17 protein-coding genes, 1 tRNA gene and 1 pseudogene are annotated in these 15,559 nt (G+C 61.8%); 5 read left to right on the forward strand and 14 right to left on the reverse strand.

The annotated features are described in order from the left end of the window. Positions 1-466 precede the first annotated feature (466 nt). On the forward strand, positions 467-673 hold the full coding sequence (locus YO9_RS0113380; RefSeq protein WP_016997938.1) for a hypothetical protein: 207 nt from the start codon (positions 467-469) through the stop codon (positions 671-673). Positions 674-1,479: 806 nt separating this feature from the next. Here the strand turns inward: YO9_RS0113380 and YO9_RS0113385 are convergent. The 10 genes from YO9_RS0113385 to YO9_RS0113455 all read right to left on the reverse strand — a co-directional run bounded on the left by YO9_RS0113385 (position 1,480) and on the right by YO9_RS0113455 (position 7,261). Further along, positions 1,480-2,328, reverse strand: coding sequence for a phage major capsid protein (locus YO9_RS0113385; RefSeq protein ID WP_016997939.1), 849 nt, complete (start codon positions 2,326-2,328; stop codon positions 1,480-1,482). Between the two features lie 231 nt (positions 2,329-2,559). Continuing rightward, positions 2,560-3,147: a hypothetical protein gene (locus tag YO9_RS0113390; RefSeq protein WP_016997940.1), complete on the reverse strand. Its 588-nt coding sequence runs from the start codon at positions 3,145-3,147 to the stop codon at positions 2,560-2,562. After that, positions 3,147-3,458, reverse strand: coding sequence for a hypothetical protein (locus tag YO9_RS0113395; protein ID WP_223286575.1), 312 nt, complete (start codon positions 3,456-3,458; stop codon positions 3,147-3,149). Before YO9_RS0113395 ends, YO9_RS0113390 begins: the two co-directional genes overlap by 1 nt. Before the next feature lie 29 nt (positions 3,459-3,487). Then, on the reverse strand, positions 3,488-3,721 hold the full coding sequence (locus YO9_RS0113400; protein ID WP_016997942.1) for a hypothetical protein: 234 nt from the start codon (positions 3,719-3,721) through the stop codon (positions 3,488-3,490). Then, positions 3,718-3,969: a hypothetical protein gene (locus YO9_RS0113405; RefSeq protein ID WP_016997943.1), complete on the reverse strand. Its 252-nt coding sequence runs from the start codon at positions 3,967-3,969 to the stop codon at positions 3,718-3,720. The genes YO9_RS0113400 and YO9_RS0113405 overlap by 4 nt, the downstream gene beginning before the upstream one ends. 525 nt (positions 3,970-4,494) lie before the next feature. Next, complete coding sequence (locus tag YO9_RS0113420) at positions 4,495-4,674, reverse strand: hypothetical protein (protein WP_016997946.1); 180 nt, start codon at positions 4,672-4,674, stop codon at positions 4,495-4,497. 37 nt (positions 4,675-4,711) lie between these two features. Then, the gene (locus YO9_RS0113425; RefSeq protein WP_223286576.1) at positions 4,712-5,743 is read right to left on the reverse strand and encodes an AAA family ATPase; all 1,032 of its coding nucleotides are present in this window, start codon (positions 5,741-5,743) and stop codon (positions 4,712-4,714) included. After that, on the reverse strand, positions 5,740-6,090 hold the full coding sequence (locus YO9_RS0113430; RefSeq protein ID WP_223286577.1) for a hypothetical protein: 351 nt from the start codon (positions 6,088-6,090) through the stop codon (positions 5,740-5,742). The genes YO9_RS0113425 and YO9_RS0113430 overlap by 4 nt, the downstream gene beginning before the upstream one ends. A gap of 633 nt (positions 6,091-6,723) precedes the next feature. Beyond that, a complete protein-coding gene (locus YO9_RS0113450) occupies positions 6,724-6,990 on the reverse strand; it encodes a hypothetical protein (RefSeq protein WP_016997950.1) in 267 nt (88 codons plus the stop codon). Positions 6,991-7,069: 79 nt separating this feature from the next. Then, positions 7,070-7,261, reverse strand: a complete 192-nt coding sequence (locus tag YO9_RS0113455) for a MerR family transcriptional regulator (RefSeq protein ID WP_031273326.1) — start codon at positions 7,259-7,261, stop codon at positions 7,070-7,072. A 73-nt stretch (positions 7,262-7,334) separates the two neighbouring features. Here YO9_RS0113455 and YO9_RS0113460 point away from each other — a divergent pair, with 73 nt between their 5' ends. Both YO9_RS0113460 and YO9_RS0113465 read left to right on the forward strand, forming a co-directional pair. Next, complete coding sequence (locus YO9_RS0113460) at positions 7,335-7,979, forward strand: helix-turn-helix domain-containing protein (RefSeq protein ID WP_016997952.1); 645 nt, start codon at positions 7,335-7,337, stop codon at positions 7,977-7,979. After that, positions 7,966-9,150 (forward strand): site-specific integrase, encoded by a 1,185-nt coding sequence (locus YO9_RS0113465; protein ID WP_016997953.1) that lies wholly within the window; start codon positions 7,966-7,968, stop codon positions 9,148-9,150. The genes YO9_RS0113460 and YO9_RS0113465 overlap by 14 nt, the downstream gene beginning before the upstream one ends. 46 nt (positions 9,151-9,196) lie before the next feature. On the opposite strand, the gene YO9_RS0113470 is transcribed toward YO9_RS0113465, so the two are convergent. Next, a tRNA-Ser gene (locus tag YO9_RS0113470) sits at positions 9,197-9,288 on the reverse strand. A 112-nt stretch (positions 9,289-9,400) separates the two neighbouring features. Next, entirely contained in the window at positions 9,401-10,498 is a 1,098-nt protein-coding gene (locus YO9_RS0113475) for a glycosyltransferase (RefSeq protein ID WP_016997954.1), read from the reverse strand. Between the two features lie 97 nt (positions 10,499-10,595). Here YO9_RS0113475 and YO9_RS0113480 point away from each other — a divergent pair, with 97 nt between their 5' ends. After that, positions 10,596-11,816 carry a lipopolysaccharide biosynthesis protein gene (locus YO9_RS0113480; RefSeq protein WP_016997955.1) on the forward strand — a complete coding sequence of 407 codons (1,221 nt, stop codon included), beginning with the start codon at positions 10,596-10,598 and terminating at the stop codon, positions 11,814-11,816. Continuing rightward, the gene (locus YO9_RS18705) at positions 11,795-12,097 is read left to right on the forward strand and encodes a hypothetical protein (protein ID WP_016997956.1); all 303 of its coding nucleotides are present in this window, start codon (positions 11,795-11,797) and stop codon (positions 12,095-12,097) included. The genes YO9_RS0113480 and YO9_RS18705 overlap by 22 nt, the downstream gene beginning before the upstream one ends. A 17-nt stretch (positions 12,098-12,114) precedes the next feature. Here the strand turns inward: YO9_RS18705 and YO9_RS0113485 are convergent, their stop codons facing one another. Both YO9_RS0113485 and YO9_RS0113490 read right to left on the reverse strand, forming a co-directional pair. Further along, positions 12,115-12,672: a hypothetical protein gene (locus YO9_RS0113485; RefSeq protein ID WP_016997957.1), complete on the reverse strand. Its 558-nt coding sequence runs from the start codon at positions 12,670-12,672 to the stop codon at positions 12,115-12,117. 607 nt (positions 12,673-13,279) lie between these two features. Then, positions 13,280-15,396 (reverse strand): annotated as a pseudogene (locus YO9_RS0113490) (RecQ family ATP-dependent DNA helicase); the annotation flags it as partial. Between the last annotated feature and the right edge of the window lie 163 nt (positions 15,397-15,559).

Below are 15,559 nucleotides of genomic sequence, written 5' to 3' on the forward strand. Positions count from 1 at the left end.
CAACACCGCCAGACCCCACCACCGGCAATGAACCCCCACCCCCAGACACGACAAAAGGGCCCCGGAACCATAAAGTTCCAAGACCCTTCTGTCATCCATCTACCGACTCATCTGTCAACGATGACCCGACTCAGGACATTGGCGGAGACGGGGGATTTGAACCCCCGATTACCACCCTGCAACATGGCTACTTCCTTGCAATTCCGGGGAAGTTACGTACCCGGACATAACCACAAATCCGGGGTTATGCGGGCAGAATGTTGCGGTATTTGTTGTTGCGTTTCGCTCCCGCCCACGAGAGCAATTGCCCGTCCACCTTGACGCCGGGCCTCTGCGCCCCCCGTGGGGTCAACCGTGCTGGGCGCGACACGGCCCCCACCATGCGGGCGTGCACCACGAACCAATGGGACAACTAAGGCACAGGCAACCCAACCAGGGAAGCCAAGGGTCCAGTAAGGAGAACACCATGACCCGCAATCAGTACCCCACCCACTACCGCGTGAACGCCACGGGAGAAGTCATGCAAGCAGTCGGACGACACGGATCAGCCGGCGCACCTGAGTACCGAAGCACGAGCGACGACCTCAACCTATGGGTAGTGTCACTGCTCGACGGAACAACCGGCGAGATCCGCACCTACACGCTCGAATCACTCGAACCAATCGAGAGCTAATCGAGCATCCGAGCAGCCCACTTGCATTCAGTGAGTGGGCTGCTCAGTAAACCCGCCGATTATCGCGTACACCAGCCGAAGCTAAAGCAACCGACAGCGGAGACCTCAGACAACCCTAAAGAACGTTCCCCCTAGTCAGAGCAGGGGTAAAACCATAAGACCGGTGAGGTAAACCCTGGGGGGAGGAGGAGGGGATGTCGGAGGCAGGGCCTTCACCCCACGTGGGGGAGGCATCCCGGACCCCCTGAATCGCTCGGCACCCAGTGGTGGGCCTCGGTTGACTTGAGGGGGTCCCGGTTGGGACTTCCCTCCCCCTTGTGGATCAGCCCTCCGACATCCACTCCCTACATACTCGGTTCCCACACCGCGTTACATGTCGTGTCGTCCCTTGTGGTGCAGGGGTCGTGCTGTTTACAGTTCGCCGGTTACCGGAAGTCCCACACGAGCGTCGGCGTCGCCTCGGAGGAGGTTTGACCTGCGAGGTATTCCTCGACAGTTTTCTTCCCGCGGCGACTATTACAGATCCGATGAGCCACTTGAAGCTTGCCGTGGAGCCCGTTCGGTCCTGATGTCGCTACGGCGTCGAGATGGTCTGCTGACGGCGCGAGGTTGCTGTTAGGGTCCGCGTCCCAGTCGATGGGCTTGCCGCAAAGGTGACAGGCTGCGCCCGTGGCTCGGGCTCGCGCGAACAGTCTGGCTTTGGCTTCGCGGTAGCGGCGGTGTGTGCGTTCGGTTGTCATGGTGCTCCTTAAATGCGGATAGCCCCGCACCTACCCGTGTGGGCAGGTGCGGGGCGACTTCATTGCTTAGGCGGCGGTCGTCATGCGGACAACGCGAGCGGGGTCAGCGAAGCCCCAGGACGCGCGCATGGTGGTCTTGACCGACAGGCGGTCACTGGACCAGAACGGAGCGTCGGAAGTTTCCACCGTGGCGTCCTTGCGGACCACGCTGATGATGGAAGCCGCATCGACGGCGTAGGCAGTACCTGCGGGCAGATCCGGGACCACAATCATGGGGAGCCCGTTGAGGAGCGTCGCACCGGGCTGCGACTGTTCAAGTAGATTCTGGTTCGACCCGGTGCCGGTCTTGAGCGTGGCGATGGTCAGCGCGTCCTCGGCGCTCACGAGGTAGGCAGTGGCGGATCCTCCGACGTTGGCAATGGAGTACGCGGCAGCAACGAAGCTGTCCAGGTCTGCGAGGTCCAGCTCAGCCGTGGTGACTCCGGTGAGACCCGCCAGTCCGGTCGGCTCGGGGTTACTGAGCGTCGGGACGTTGGTCGAGGTAATGAAGGACTCGTCAAGCTGAGCACGAATACCACGAATCATCGACTGTCCGAGTAGTTCTTGTGCCGCGGGGTCGGAATCCTCGGCCGCTTCCTTGGTCACGTTGGAGAGTGCCGCGATCTTCCCCGGTGTGATCACGACATCACCGACCGAGATGCCGGTTTCGGGGATCTCAGCACCCTCAGCCACCCATGCGGCGGAGGCTTCCTGAGTGAGTCGCGGGAAGCGAATGGAATTGTTACCTGTGACAACCGTCTTGGAAACGGCCGGGTTGAGAAGAATTGACGTTTCCATCAGCGGCTGAATGAGAAGATCCTGAGCTACTTGCTCGGGGATGATCGCTGATGCGTCGGACGTAAATAATGTTGCCATGTGAAAAGCCCTCCTTGGGCGGAATGTTTGAACAATTGTTGGTGTCTTGTTCTGCTTACTGGGCCGATAGCCGGATCGGTCTCTGTGTAAGGTGCTGTCCGCCTGGGAGAGCTTGAACTGTATTTGATTGTGCCGGTTGTCCGCCTGGGATTTCCCGGTTGGTTCAATTATAATGGAATGCAGGAAAACCCGCCACGTTTACACGACGTCCGTGGCGGGTTTTCTCACGCGTTACTTCTTACGGTTCAAAACTTGGCCCCATTGGGTGCCGCCTTTTCGACCGCTGTTTTTCCAGTTGGGTCCGAGCATATCAAGGGCGTTTTGTGCTGCTTCTCCGGGTGCGGTGCTGTTCCGGTAATTGCGAACGGTCCCGAATCGTTTTTCCGTGGCTTCGGACGCTTCACGGAGCCGGTGGAAGTCCACCGTGCCATCCTCGGTGATGTCATCGAGGGTGTGCCCCGCTGCGGTGAACGCATCCAAACTCACTTTGGTGTGCTGCTCTAAAAGCTGGGCGAGCATGCCGTTTTTGAACTGGTCGAGCTGCGTCGCCAGGGTGTCCCGCTCGGTCTGCAACGCATCGGCCCGCTCGGTGGCTTCGCGGGCTGCAATACGCCGTTCGGCAGCTTCCTGGCGTGCTTTCTTTAGCGCGGTGGGCTCGTCGTCGTCCTCCGCGTCCCCAGAAACGCCCTGTGCGTCGTTCTCCGGGGTTTCTACACTGTCTGTGTGTGTTTCCCCGGCGGTGGGGGTTTCGTCCACCTCCGAGGCTCCTGCGGCCTCCTGGGCCTCGGTTTCCTGATTCTCAGTGTTGTTTTCCGACATTACTTCCGTCCTTCGATGTCGTTGCGGTTCGCGGTGGCCACGATTGCGGCCGCGATTTTTTCTTCATCGAGGCTGCCGTCCCTGCGTAGGAACTTCCTCGGGTCGTGGTCCATCCGGAATATCCCGGGGTCCACATCGGTCTTGTAAAGCGTCCTCGCAATGAATTTGTCCTGTTCCACCGTGAGGGCCGGTTTAGACCGGGAAACAGGCTCCTGCAGCGGTTGCTGGTAGTTCCGTGCCGCATGTTCCAGTGCGCCGGCCATGACACCCTCGCTCGGCACTTCGGGATACACGATCGGTTCCGGTTCCATCGGCTCCGCAGGCTCAGTTGGGATCTCGGTCATTGCCCCACCCGACCCTCTGCCAGTGCCCTACGAACACGGCGTTCGGTGTCGTCCCGGTCCATCGCCTCATCGTCAAGGGCCCACGCACGGAATGTCGGAACCTCCAGCCCATGTAAGCCCACAATGAGGGGTTCAGCTTTCGCCGTCCATGCGAGCACGCGGTGGACTCGTTCGGTCCCGTCGTTCTTGTACTCACGAACCACGAGCGCGGAATCAATATCGTTCGTCACTGCTTCTCCTGAATGTTGTTATTACTCGGATGGTTCACCATGGTGGTCAGCCGGGTGTTCTGCTCGGTCAAAAGGGAAACCTGCCCGCCAAGAAAAGCCGCCCGGTGTTTCCAGAACGCGAGATCCTGACTAGCCTCTGCCAGTTCTGCGGCGTGGGCTTTACGCTCCCGCTTCACCCGGCTCTCGATGATCTCGTTGACTTTCTTCTTCTGTTCCGGGGAGAACTTCACGAACTTCGTGTTATTCATTGCTCGCCTCCAACCTTTCAAGATCCTGGTCAAGCAGTTCCGAGAGTTCGTTGGCCGCGTCCCATGCGTCCTCCCGAGACAACCAACACCAATGCCCGTTCGTAGACTGGATCCGGTAACCGGGCTCAGAATCGCTCAACCCATGCCGCCATTGGTAGCGCGTCACGAATTTCATTTCATAACCTCCAATTTGTTTTGAATGCCGCCTAGTTGTCGGCGTATTTCGGGTAAACAAAAGGCCGGGATGAACACCCGGCCTTCCTTCGATTCGATCAACACACCGCGTTTGTTCTTCAACATTCCCGGGGTGAGTTTGATTAGTCGCTGCTCGTCAGACATTCCGCCCCCGCCTCGTGTTCTTCCAGGAGGTCCACCATCGAATCGGTTAGTTCGAGTACGTCCTCGAATGCCACGAACGCCCGGAAGCCCTCAGGCGACCGTAGGGCGATGCCCTTAGCAACTACCGCGCCGCCCGGGCCCCGCCAGTCGTAGCGAGATGCCGTCAATTTCCTTGGAATCGCCATTTCAGTTCCTTGTCGTGTTTCGGAGCGCGTTCAGTTCCCGTGCCAGGTCGTCACGGACGCGCTGTAACTGCATGTTGCGGGCATCGAGGGAGCGCACAAGCTGCTGGAGATCCGCCTTGGTTTTCGCAGTCTTGAGCATTTCCTCGACACGGTTCGCGTGGAATTCGCCGGGGTCAGTCATGCGCTTCCCCCTCCGTTGTGACCCCTGTGAAGGGGTGTCACATTTGACACAAGTGACACATTCCCCGTGAGTAGCTCATCCCCATTCGTGACACTTGTGACACTTGTGACAGGGGTATACAAGCCACGTTTCGGGTTATCGATACGCCCCGCGTCCGTCGCCTACGTAGGTACTTGCCCACGGTGCCAGTCTCCAGATGCAAGAGAGTTTCGATGTCCTTGCGTCGGATGCCCTCCGGGTGGCGGTTCACGACTGCGACCAATTCAGCCATTTCGTCACCCAGTCCAGCAGTTGCACGGCGCTGTTCAACGGCCCGCGCTGCCTCCTGCAGAGTCGACCCGTCCAACCGCCACGAGCCGTCAGTGAGAGTCACGGCGTATTCGCCCTCAACTGCGTCGCGGCTCGTGACATTGAGAGTCGCCCCGTCCGCGTGACGATCCCGCCGGAGCACCAGAATGCTGTCAGCGGCACCCGCGAGGCCCTGCGTCCCTGAAACGCTGTCCAAGAAGTCGGAGGCCTCGCCCTTGCGCGTGTGGTGCACGATCACGAGTGACGACCCTGGGCGGGCATCCACGAGATCCTTGAGGGCAGACATTTGGCTGTAGTCCTTGCCGTACGCGTCGTTACCGCCATACACGCCCCGAATTTTCCCCAGAGTGTCCAGAATGACCAGTGGTTGCTCGTGGGCGTGACGGTCCAGGAATGCGTCAATGGTGGCCACCGCCCCTGCCGGGAGATCGGTCATGAACGTGAGCCCTGCGGGGCCTTGCTCGACGCCGATGGTTCGCAGACGGGACAGCAGCCGGCGTTTGCCGTCCTCCAGCGCCAAGTACAAGACGGGGCGACGGTCCACGCGGATACGCCCGAACGCGTAGCCACCGGATGCGGCCGCGACTCCAAGCCCCAGCACCATCCACGACTTACCGATCTTCGGTGCAGCCGTGAGCAGAGTGAGGCCTTCAGGGATAACACCGGGGACCACGTATTCCACTGCCGGGAACTCCTGGGCAGTGAGCCAGTCAGCACCAAACGCCCCGTCGAGGGGATCTGGTTCAGTTTCAAAAGTCACGCGGCTCGATCCTCCTGCTGTTGGAAAAGTTCTGCACGTTCGTCGTCGGTCAACCACCGGCCGTGCTGCTCAACTGATGCGGGACGCGGGCCCAATCGGTCACGGAACGCCTCGATGCGGGCACGCGTGTAGTCGTCAAATTGCATGGTCGCGATTTCCTTGCCGTGGCCCATGCCCACGACGGTCCCCGCGAAGAACGCTTCCCGCACCAGGGCGGCGGGGTGCTGTGTGTAAAAGATCCCCTGTTCAACGGCGTCGCCGGTCGGGGGCTGTTGCGCGCAGACGTGGCACGAAATGTGGTTCGACAAACCACGCGGCGTATGGGTATGCTCAGATTGTTTGAACATTTTTCGACCTCCAACGGTCTTTAATCGGAAATTGACCAACCCAATCAGTCGAATTCCGAGTTGACAGTGACCCCGCACCTTGCCCGGTGTGGGGTCACTTTTGATTAGAACGGTTCCGGGCCGAGCACGGAGAAGACCAGGAAGGCCACGAGCAGCGGATAAACAGTGACAGCGAGGGCGAGCACCACGGGCGCAATGCGGGCCTTCACAGGGCCACCTCACGGCGTGCAGCGGCCACGGCTGAGTGGACCCGCAACACCTGGCACGCGAACGGAACCAAGTCCTCAAGCGGGATTGTGTGCCCGTTGCTGTCGCGGATCGTGACGCCCTGGCCGGGGGTCCAGTCAGTGAAGATCGCAGCGTCGCCAACGGTCGCGCTGGGGCCGTCCCAGTACAAGATGGACCCGTCCGCGTCGAGTTCGGGGCTCCACCCGGCCGGGGCTGGGGACTGGTAGAATTAGACATAGCGAACCTCTTACTTCTGGTAGGTGTTTCGTTCTGAAAGGTGAGAATTCGATTTCTCAGAGACCCCGGTTTTTGCTTGGCGGCTGGCCGGGGTTTCTTCATGTTCGGGGCGATTGGTGTCGTGATAGTCGGGCATGGGATCTTGGACGGCTCCGCGTGCGTGGGGCTTCATTGCATCGACTCCTTCAGAATGTTCCTGATCGCGGCCCGTGGTGTGGGGTCGTTGTAGGTGGTGCGGTCCGGTGTCCAACCCTGATCCGGGCGAACCCCGTCCATACGGTCAAGCGCGGCCTTAGCGAGCGCGTCGGCTTTCCGCTTCGAAAGGTTGAGCCGTGACAGCTCGTACTCGTCTGCGCCGTCCAGTTCTAGTTCTGCGCGGAGAACCACGGCCTCAGCAATCAACGCTGCGCGGGTCTCCATGAATCGTGTGGGCACGGGGGATGTCCTTTCTGGCCCCTCGACCTTCAGCACCCGGTGGTGCTTGCCGTGGCGTCCACGGGCTTTGTGTGCTCTGTCAGGCTGCGGTGCTGACCGTGTGCTCAGACATGTACGCGTCAACGGCCTCCCACGAGTAGAGAACCCGCCGCCCAAATTTCACGTAGGGAATTCCCCGGCCCATGTAACGGTCGTTCGCCAACGACTGCACGGTGGTGTGCAGGTGTTCGGCCACTTGTCTCGGTGTGCCAAATCCGGTTCTGTTGGTCATTGCTTCCTCCCAATAATCTCTGTCGATTGTCCAAATCATGTGGACATAACTGATGTTACCACAGGTTCCGCGAGTGCAATCGATCTGGCATGATGAAATCGTGAGTGCATCGAAGAACCCCGAAATGATCGAGGAAGAACAGTTCCGCCTTAACCTGACCGCCCTGCGGAAGCAACGGGGCCTATCCCAAGGCAAGCTCGCGGAACTCATGGTCGCTGCGGGCTGGGACGACTTCTACCAAGCCACCATTAGCCGCATCGAGAAGGGCACCCGGCCAGTTCGTTTAGGTGAAGCCCGAACGCTCGCAAAACTACTCGGGGCAGACGTCGCTTCGATGCTGTCCACCAACGCACTCCAACAAGCCGAACGCCAAAGCCGGATACTCCTGGACCAGTTCACCGCCACGTACAAAACTGCGGTGGAGGCGATCAGCGATCTGGAAGAACAGCGAGAGCCATTAGATGAACAGGTTCAAATCTTGACAGCATTGATCGACCAGGAAACCGAAGCATCTGAAAGCGTGGGGCGAAGTCGAGCCGTGGCATGGATGGCCAGTAACGCCCTAAGTCGAACCGCGGAAGACGTCGCGATCCACGGCGTTCACCGGGCTCATGGCCAGGAAACCGACGCGGAAGTTCACGCCCCTACTGTCGACAAGGACTACGTTGCCCAGGAAGCAACGTACGGATACCAGGACGATGGCTATGGCGACGCTTGAGGCCTATGAGGTGAAGAAGGGTCGGAACAAACGCGAGCGGCAACGCTGGCGGGTGATCTACCGCCGGCCGGACCACAAACAGACCACCAAGAGTGGATTCACCACCAAGCGCGACGCGGAGCAGTTCGTGAACACGGTGGAAGTCGCCAAGAACCGCGGCGAATACATTGATCCGGGGAAGTCTCGAGTCCTGGTGGAAGATCTCGCGGAGACCTGGCTCAAACACAAGAAAGCCACCACCAAGCCCAGCACATTCCAAACCTACGAATCCCGGTGGCGCATCCACGTAAAAAACCGCTGGGGGCATATAGCAGTGTCCAAGGTCCGCGCCTCGGACGTCCAAACCTGGGTGGCCGAGCTGCACGCCGGTAAACCCGGTGCCACTCCCCCACTGAAACCATTGAGTGGTTCCCTGATCGCGGACTGTTTCACTGTACTCAGCGGTGTCCTCGACCTCGCGGAAAAGGATCGATCGATCCTCACAAACCCGCTGCGCGGCCGCGTGCAACTCCCCCGGCGCAACGAGCAACCCAAGATCTACCTCCAGCACCATGAAGTGAGGGCCCTGGCGGACGCCTCCACGCACCCCGAGATCATCCTCACATTGGCTTACACGGGTCTGCGGTGGGGCGAACTCACCGGGCTCAGGGTCAAGCACATTGAACACGCCACACGGCGGATCCGCGTCGATACGAGCATCACAATCCTGCGCAATGGTGAAGTGAGTGAGACCGCGCCCAAAACTCACGAGCGGCGCGTGATCGTGTTCCCCGCGCTACTGTCGGAGATCCTGGCGGAGCAATGCGCCCGGAAGCACCGTGACGAGTTCGTGTTCAACTCCCCCAACGGCGGGATGTTGAAACCGCCCAGCTCTCAAACAGGGTGGTTCGGCATGGCGGTAAAACGCTCAGGGCTCCCGGGCCTCAGCCCGCACGACCTGCGGCACACAACGGCATCGTTGGCGGTGTCGGCTGGGGCGAACGTGAAGGCGCTGCAGCGGATGCTGGGGCACGCGTCGGCAGCAATGACTTTGGACCGATATGCGGATCTCTTTGACGAGGATCTCGTGACCGTGGCGGATGCCTCGATGTTGCGGCACAAGCCAAGGCAGCATGAGCGGGGCACGAATGTTGCGGAATTGTTGTTGAAACCAGGTTCCAGACATGAGTAAAGGCCCCTACTTCCCTGCAATAGCAAGGAAGTAGGGGCCTCCCACTTGGCGGAGACGGGGGGATTTGAACCCCCGGTCCGGTTTAATCCGGACCCTTCATTAGCAGTGAAGTCCATTCGGCCGCTCTGGCACGTCTCCACGTTGTCATTCCGTTCGGGACAGGCCCGGCAAGAAAACAACGAAGGTTAGCTTATCGGTCACCTGAGCCGCGGGTCAAAGCCGACGCCGCTCGGGCACCTGTTCACACCGGTCAACGACGGCGCCCGCCGCCTTGCGCGCGGCGGTACAGCTCGGTCAGTTGGTCACTGACCGCATCCGATCCATACCGGGCACGAATGTCCCGCGCCATCTCGTCCGGCGTTGCCTTTCCGGGATCCTGACTCAGCTCCAGGACGGCCCGACCGAACGCCTCCGGTGTTCGTTCAGAGACCATGCGGCCGTTGTGCTCCGTGATGAAGTCTCCCTGCCCTCCGCGGTCACCCATGATCACGGGTCGGCCGGCGGCCAGAGCTTCGGCGGCCGCAACGCAGAAGGTCTCGGATTTGGATGGCAGTACAAAGACAGTCGATTCCGCGAGGTCCTTCCAGAGGTCCTCGGTACCGCGGAACCCGCGGAAATCCACGTGATCCCCGATTCCGAGCTCACGCGCCCGTTGCTGGGCTTGCTCCCGCACGGGGCCGTCACCGTCCCACACGAGCGAGGCATCGTGGCCTTGCTCTCGTAACCACGCCACGGTGTCCACGGCTACCAGCGCACCCTTGTGCTCGGTGGCGGCACCCACCCCGATGAGGCGCAGAGCGCCGTCGTCGGGAAGTGGCGCGACCTGCGGCGCGTGATCGACCACGTTGCCGATCAACTGCGTGGCTCCCGGGCGGGCGAACTCCTCGAGTTTGCGGGTCATCAAGGTGCTCACGCCGGTGACGACTCGAGGTAGGCGCAGCACGTGCCGCAACCACGCGGTGCGTTCCCACAGCTGATTTACGTGCCCCGGGAACAGGACTCCATTCCAATGCTCCGTGTGCACCCACGGCGTACGGCCCACGACCGGCGCAGCGATGAGGGCCGATGAGAAGGCCATGGTGTGCACGACATCCGAGAACCGCGCCCACGTCCGGATCTCGGCCAGCGCTTTGACCATGGTGAGTGGCTTGCGAGGATCGAAGCCCACCCGGGTGACCGCAACCCCGTCGTAAGTTTCCTGGGTGACGGGCGAACCGTCGAGAAGCTGGACGTGGATCACGTGGACGTCGTGGTCGCGGGCGATGGCGCGCACGTGCCGCGTGATGAACGGCGTGCGGAAGGGCGCGTCGTGCGTCGGATACCACGTGGAGACCACCAGAATTCGCATGGCCCCACTGTACCGAGCGTGTGTTTTGCACTGCCCGGTACCTGGACTGCGCGTGCCCATCAGGCCCTTGACGGCCCCTTGTCCTAGACTCCCAATAATGACCACGCCCGCTGCAGCTCCCCGCGTTCCAGGCCGGTGGCGGCGAATTCTCTTCCCGCCGCCCAATCATGAAAACAAGGACAACCCCATCGGGTCCGCGTTCGCGCTGACCGTGATCGCCGTGTTCGTCCAGGGCCTCTCGCGTTTCGGCTACAGCTTGCTCATCGGCAACATCCTGGGCACCGAGAAGCTGGGCCAGGTCAACCAGGTCATTGCCCTGGGACTGTTCCTGGTGCTCTTGTGGCCCCAGGCCTCGGGCACCGCGGCGTCCAAATACATTGCGATGGCCCGGGGCAAGTCCGACGCCGATCAGCAGGCGTCCGTGGCGTTGTACACCTCCCGCAGCGCGTTCGTTGGCATGACGGTGCTGTCGGTGGCCGCCGTGTTCATTGCCATCTACGCGCAGGAACTCCCGCTCAGCTATGCACTGTCCGCAGGGTTACTCGTGATTGCCCTGTCCGCCTACAACTTTGTGCGCGGCGTGCGCACGGGCAACAACCAGTTCGTGACCACCACGTTCTGGGACTGCATCAGCTCGTTCATCACGCTCACACTGCTGCTCGTGGTGCTCCTGGCCGAGCTGAACCCGCTGCTGTTGCTCCCGCTGTGTCTCGGCTACCTGATCTACGCCATTCCCGCATGGCCCAGGCGCGGTGGCAGCAAACTCTCGAAGCCGCTCAAGCGTGAGCTCCTCAAGTTCACCGCGTGGGGATCCATCAACATCCTCACGGCCGCGGGTCTGCTGCAGTTGTCACTGATCATCGGTGGCAATTACGACAGCCAGGAAGCCATCGGCCACTACGCCGCCGCGTTGACCATTGCGACGCCCGCCAGCATGCTCTCCTCGGCCATGATCGTGGCCCTCTCCCCGTCGGTGGCGCGCATGTTCAGCGCCGGGGACATGGCAGGCATGAAGACCCAGTTGGACTCGATCATGCGCACGATGGTCCTGGTCTTCCTGCCGATCTTTGGTGTCGGGATCCTGTGGGCCGAGCCGCTCGTCATGGTGCTCTACGGCGCTCGCTACGAAGAGTTCGAAGGCGCGATTCCGCTGCTGATCGTGTTGTTCTTCGCGGTCTCCACCACGAGCTTCAACGCCGCCAATTCACGTCTCAACGGTGGCGAGCACTGGGGCGTACGCGCACTGGCCATGTGCAATGCGACCGGCATGGTCCTGGGCATCATCGCCATGGTGTGGTGGGGCCCGAGCTGGGCATGATGGCCGCCGCTATCGGTTACCTGATCGGCTGCATCATCAGTTCCACGGTTCCCCTGATCATCGTGTGGGTTCACGACCGGATGCCCTGGACCGGCGTGATGATCCGGATCCTGACCGGTTATGCCCTCACGCTGCTGTGCCTGTGGCTCACGTACCGCTACGACTCGCTGCTGGTCACGATCGGTGTGACACTGGCCTTCCTGTTGATCTGGTGCGCCATGTCCTGGCGCGACCTGGCCCCCCGCTTGCGCATGGTCACTGGCCGCTTCAGTAAGAAGTAGTCAGGAAGAGTTCCCGGTTAGTTGCCCCCGCGCCGCTTGGCGATGCGGTCCCGCGCGCTTTGGGCGGCAGCGGCAGCCATGAACCGTATCGGTGCGTCGCGCCCCAAGACGTGGGCCGGCTTGGCGGTGAGAATCGCGCCCGGGCTGGCAAAACGACGTCGTGCGTCGAGCGCCGCCTTCAGCTGGCCCTCATCCGGTGCTTCCGAAAGCAACAGGTCGATGACGTGCAGATCCGCCTTGGAAACGTCGCCCCGCGCACCGGGCACGGCACCGAGTAGGCGAGAAAGCCCGTCGCGTGTTCCTTGAGCTTCGTCCTGGGACCAGCTCCCCGCCTTGAGATGTGCCGAGACAGCCTCGAATACGTTGATACGAACCACCTTGACGACGAATGCCCGGCGCAGCTCGAGCGCGGCTCCCTCGAACCACGGTTTGTCCAGGATTCGCACGGACGGTTCCAGCTGGGCGCGGACCGGTGAAGGGGTCTGAGACACGCGATCGGTGGCGTCCGCGTGCATGACGTACGTGGGTTCTCCGGGGGCATAGTCGATCCTGGCCGCTCCCGCGTACAAACGCATGACGAACGCTTGATCCTCACCGGTGCTCGTCCCGAAGTCGAATTCGCTCCGAGCCTGCGAACGGTCTCCACCCTTTGCAGCCCGAACACCGAGGCCCGGTAGACCAGGCGGTCGGCAATGGGATCCAAGTTGGAGGTGCGCCCGGGACGAATCACGGGCGTGATGTCCGTGCGGCCGTTACTGTGCTTCAACCACGGGATGACCATGTCGCTGTGGCGCTTCTCGGCAATCTTGACCCAGCGGGAGACCGCGCCGGCTGGTAGCTGTCATCGCTGTCCAAGAAGCAGATGTACTTGGCATCGGTGTGCTCCAACCCCGCGGTCCTGGGGGCTGCGGCTGTGGTTCCTTCGGCTGGAGCTTCAATGATTCTGACGTGATCCAGTTGCTCTTGGGTCAGCATGCCCCGGACCTGCTCCGTGGACAGGTGATGTGCCACCACGGTGATCACGTACTCCGCCGCGGAGAGCGGCTGAACGCCTCCCGCGCGGAATCCACTGCACGACCGAGCGGCCGTGAGAGTGAATGAACCGGGATCACGACATCCACGAGGGAACGAACCGATGATTGCTGCATGATCAGCAGAATAAAACAGATTTCGGCAAATCAGCTGTGCGGCCAAAGCGAATGGCAGAACATTTGTGGCGCCCGCTAACCGCAGCTCACGTGCGGCAACGGTGAGGGTCCAGCGGCTGTCCACGAGATCGTCCACCAACAGGATGGACGGCTGCGGTTGTTCCCGTAGCGCCTGCGCGATCTCGGGCGGAACGGAGAACCGGTCCCACACTTCCGCCAGGCGATAGGCGCTGTTACCGCCGTGACTGCCGCGCGGAACATCCTGGTTGAGGCGCAGCGTCCCTAGGAACGGCAGGTGCCCGGCCGCGGCCAGTCCTTGCGCCAGAGAGGACACCAATTCCGGTCGCGACAGGGACGGCATGGCCACCACTGCGGTGGGGCGGACGGACCAGTCCCACTGGGCTAGAACCCCGATGCACGCACGCCCCAGGGCCGCGTCCACAGTGGCGTCCATGGGCTGGCCGTTGTCATCGTTGCGGAAAATCTCTCGCAGCCGCTGGCCCCAACCCAGGTCGGTGAGTCGAGCCAAGGACCTGCCGCGGTCCGCCCGTTCTTCTTCCGGGATCTTTCCCTTGACCTGAATTCCGAGTCGGTCCATGCCGCTGGGCCACTGGGCCCGCGGCTCCAACGGGGCGCCCGCTCGGTGCAGGGCGCTGTCTGCCGCGGCAGACGCCTCCTTATGCACGGTGGTGGCGTACCAGGCACCCGCACACACATCGCAGCGGCCGCACGGTTGAGCGGTTCGATCGTCCAGTTGCGCCGCCAAGAACTGCATGCGGCACTCGGTGGTGAATTGATAATCCATCATGGCCTGCTGCTCAGCGATGCGGGCCTTGCGCACTCGGTCATAGCGAGGGGCATCGTATTCCCACGCTCGACCCGTTGATTGCCAGCCGCCGGAGACTCGTTCCACGGCACCGTCCACGGCGAGCACCTTGAGCAGCAACTCCAGCGGCGTGCGCTTGATGTTGACCCGAGTTTCCAAAGCGGCGACCGACAGCGGTCCTCCGTGTTCGGCCAGCGCTGTGAGCACGGCCCCGGATTTCTCCTCCGTGGGCATGGATGCCGTGGCGAAGTACTCCCAGATCTCGCGATCCTCCGCGCCCGGTAGCAGCAGAACATCCGCACTGTCGGTGGCGCGACCGGCGCGACCCACCTGCTGGTAGTACGCGACCGGGGATGACGGTGCGCCCAGGTGCACCACGAATCCCAGATCCGGTTTGTCGAACCCCATACCCAGCGCGGAGGTTGCCACCAGGGCCTTGACCTGGTTTTCCTTGAGGGCGGTTTCCAGTTCTTCTCGTTCGGCGGCATCCGTGCGACCGGTGTAAGCCAGCGCAGAGTGGCCGGCTTCGGTCAAGGCTCGCGCGGTGTCCTCCGCCGCGCCAATGGTCAGTGCGTAAATGATGCCGCTGCCCGGCAGCTCGTTGAGGTGTTCGATCAGCCACGCCAACCGGGTGGCGGTGGAAGGCAGCCTCAGTACACCCAGCCGCAACGATGCGCGCGACAGGGGTCCTCGAAGCGTGAAGACGTCCTGCTGGCCCCCAGTGCCCACACCTAATTGTTCGCGGACGTCCTGGATGACTCGTTCGTTGGCCGTTGCGTGGTGGCCAGGACGGCCACCGAATTCGGCAGGCGGCCCAGCAGGTCTTTGATACGCCGATAATCCGGACGGAAATCGTGTCCCCAGTCGGAGATGCAGTGGGCCTCGTCCACGACCAACAGGCCGAGCTTGTCCACCAGCTGCGGTAGTTGTTCGTCCCGGAACCTGGGGTTGTTGAGTCGTTCGGGTGAGACCAGCAGGACATCGAGCTCCTCGCGCTCCAGTGCGGCGGTGATCTCTCCCCATTCCGTGGGATTGGCGGACGAAATGGCGGCAGCACGAACTCCGGCCCGTGCAGCAGCCGCGACCTGGTCACGCATCAGCGCCAGCAACGGAGAAATGATGAGTGTGGGGCCATAGCCCTGCGATCGGAGGAGCAACGCGGAGATGAAGTAGACCGCGGACTTTCCCCAACCCGTGCGCTGGACGACCAGCGCCCGACGATGATCCTGGACCAATGCGGAGATGGCCTCGAACTGGCCCGGGTGGAATTCCGCTTGCGGGTTGCCCGTGAGCGCCCGTAGGTAATTGACGGCCTGTTCGTGCAGTTGCGGGTTGCTGTCTCCGGTGACTGGTTCATACGGGAAGTCTCTCAGCGCGTTCAGACACGCATAAGCGCGGGGATACAGGCCGTGGACCCCCTCTGAGACGATTCGAAAAGGCCCGTTAAATTCGGGTGCGTCCGCCGCGCTCTTGTTTCTTCCCCCGAAG

Origin of the sequence: Kocuria atrinae C3-8, assembly GCF_000286355.1 — a bacterium.
Taxonomy (GTDB): domain Bacteria; phylum Actinomycetota; class Actinomycetes; order Actinomycetales; family Micrococcaceae; genus Kocuria; species Kocuria atrinae_A.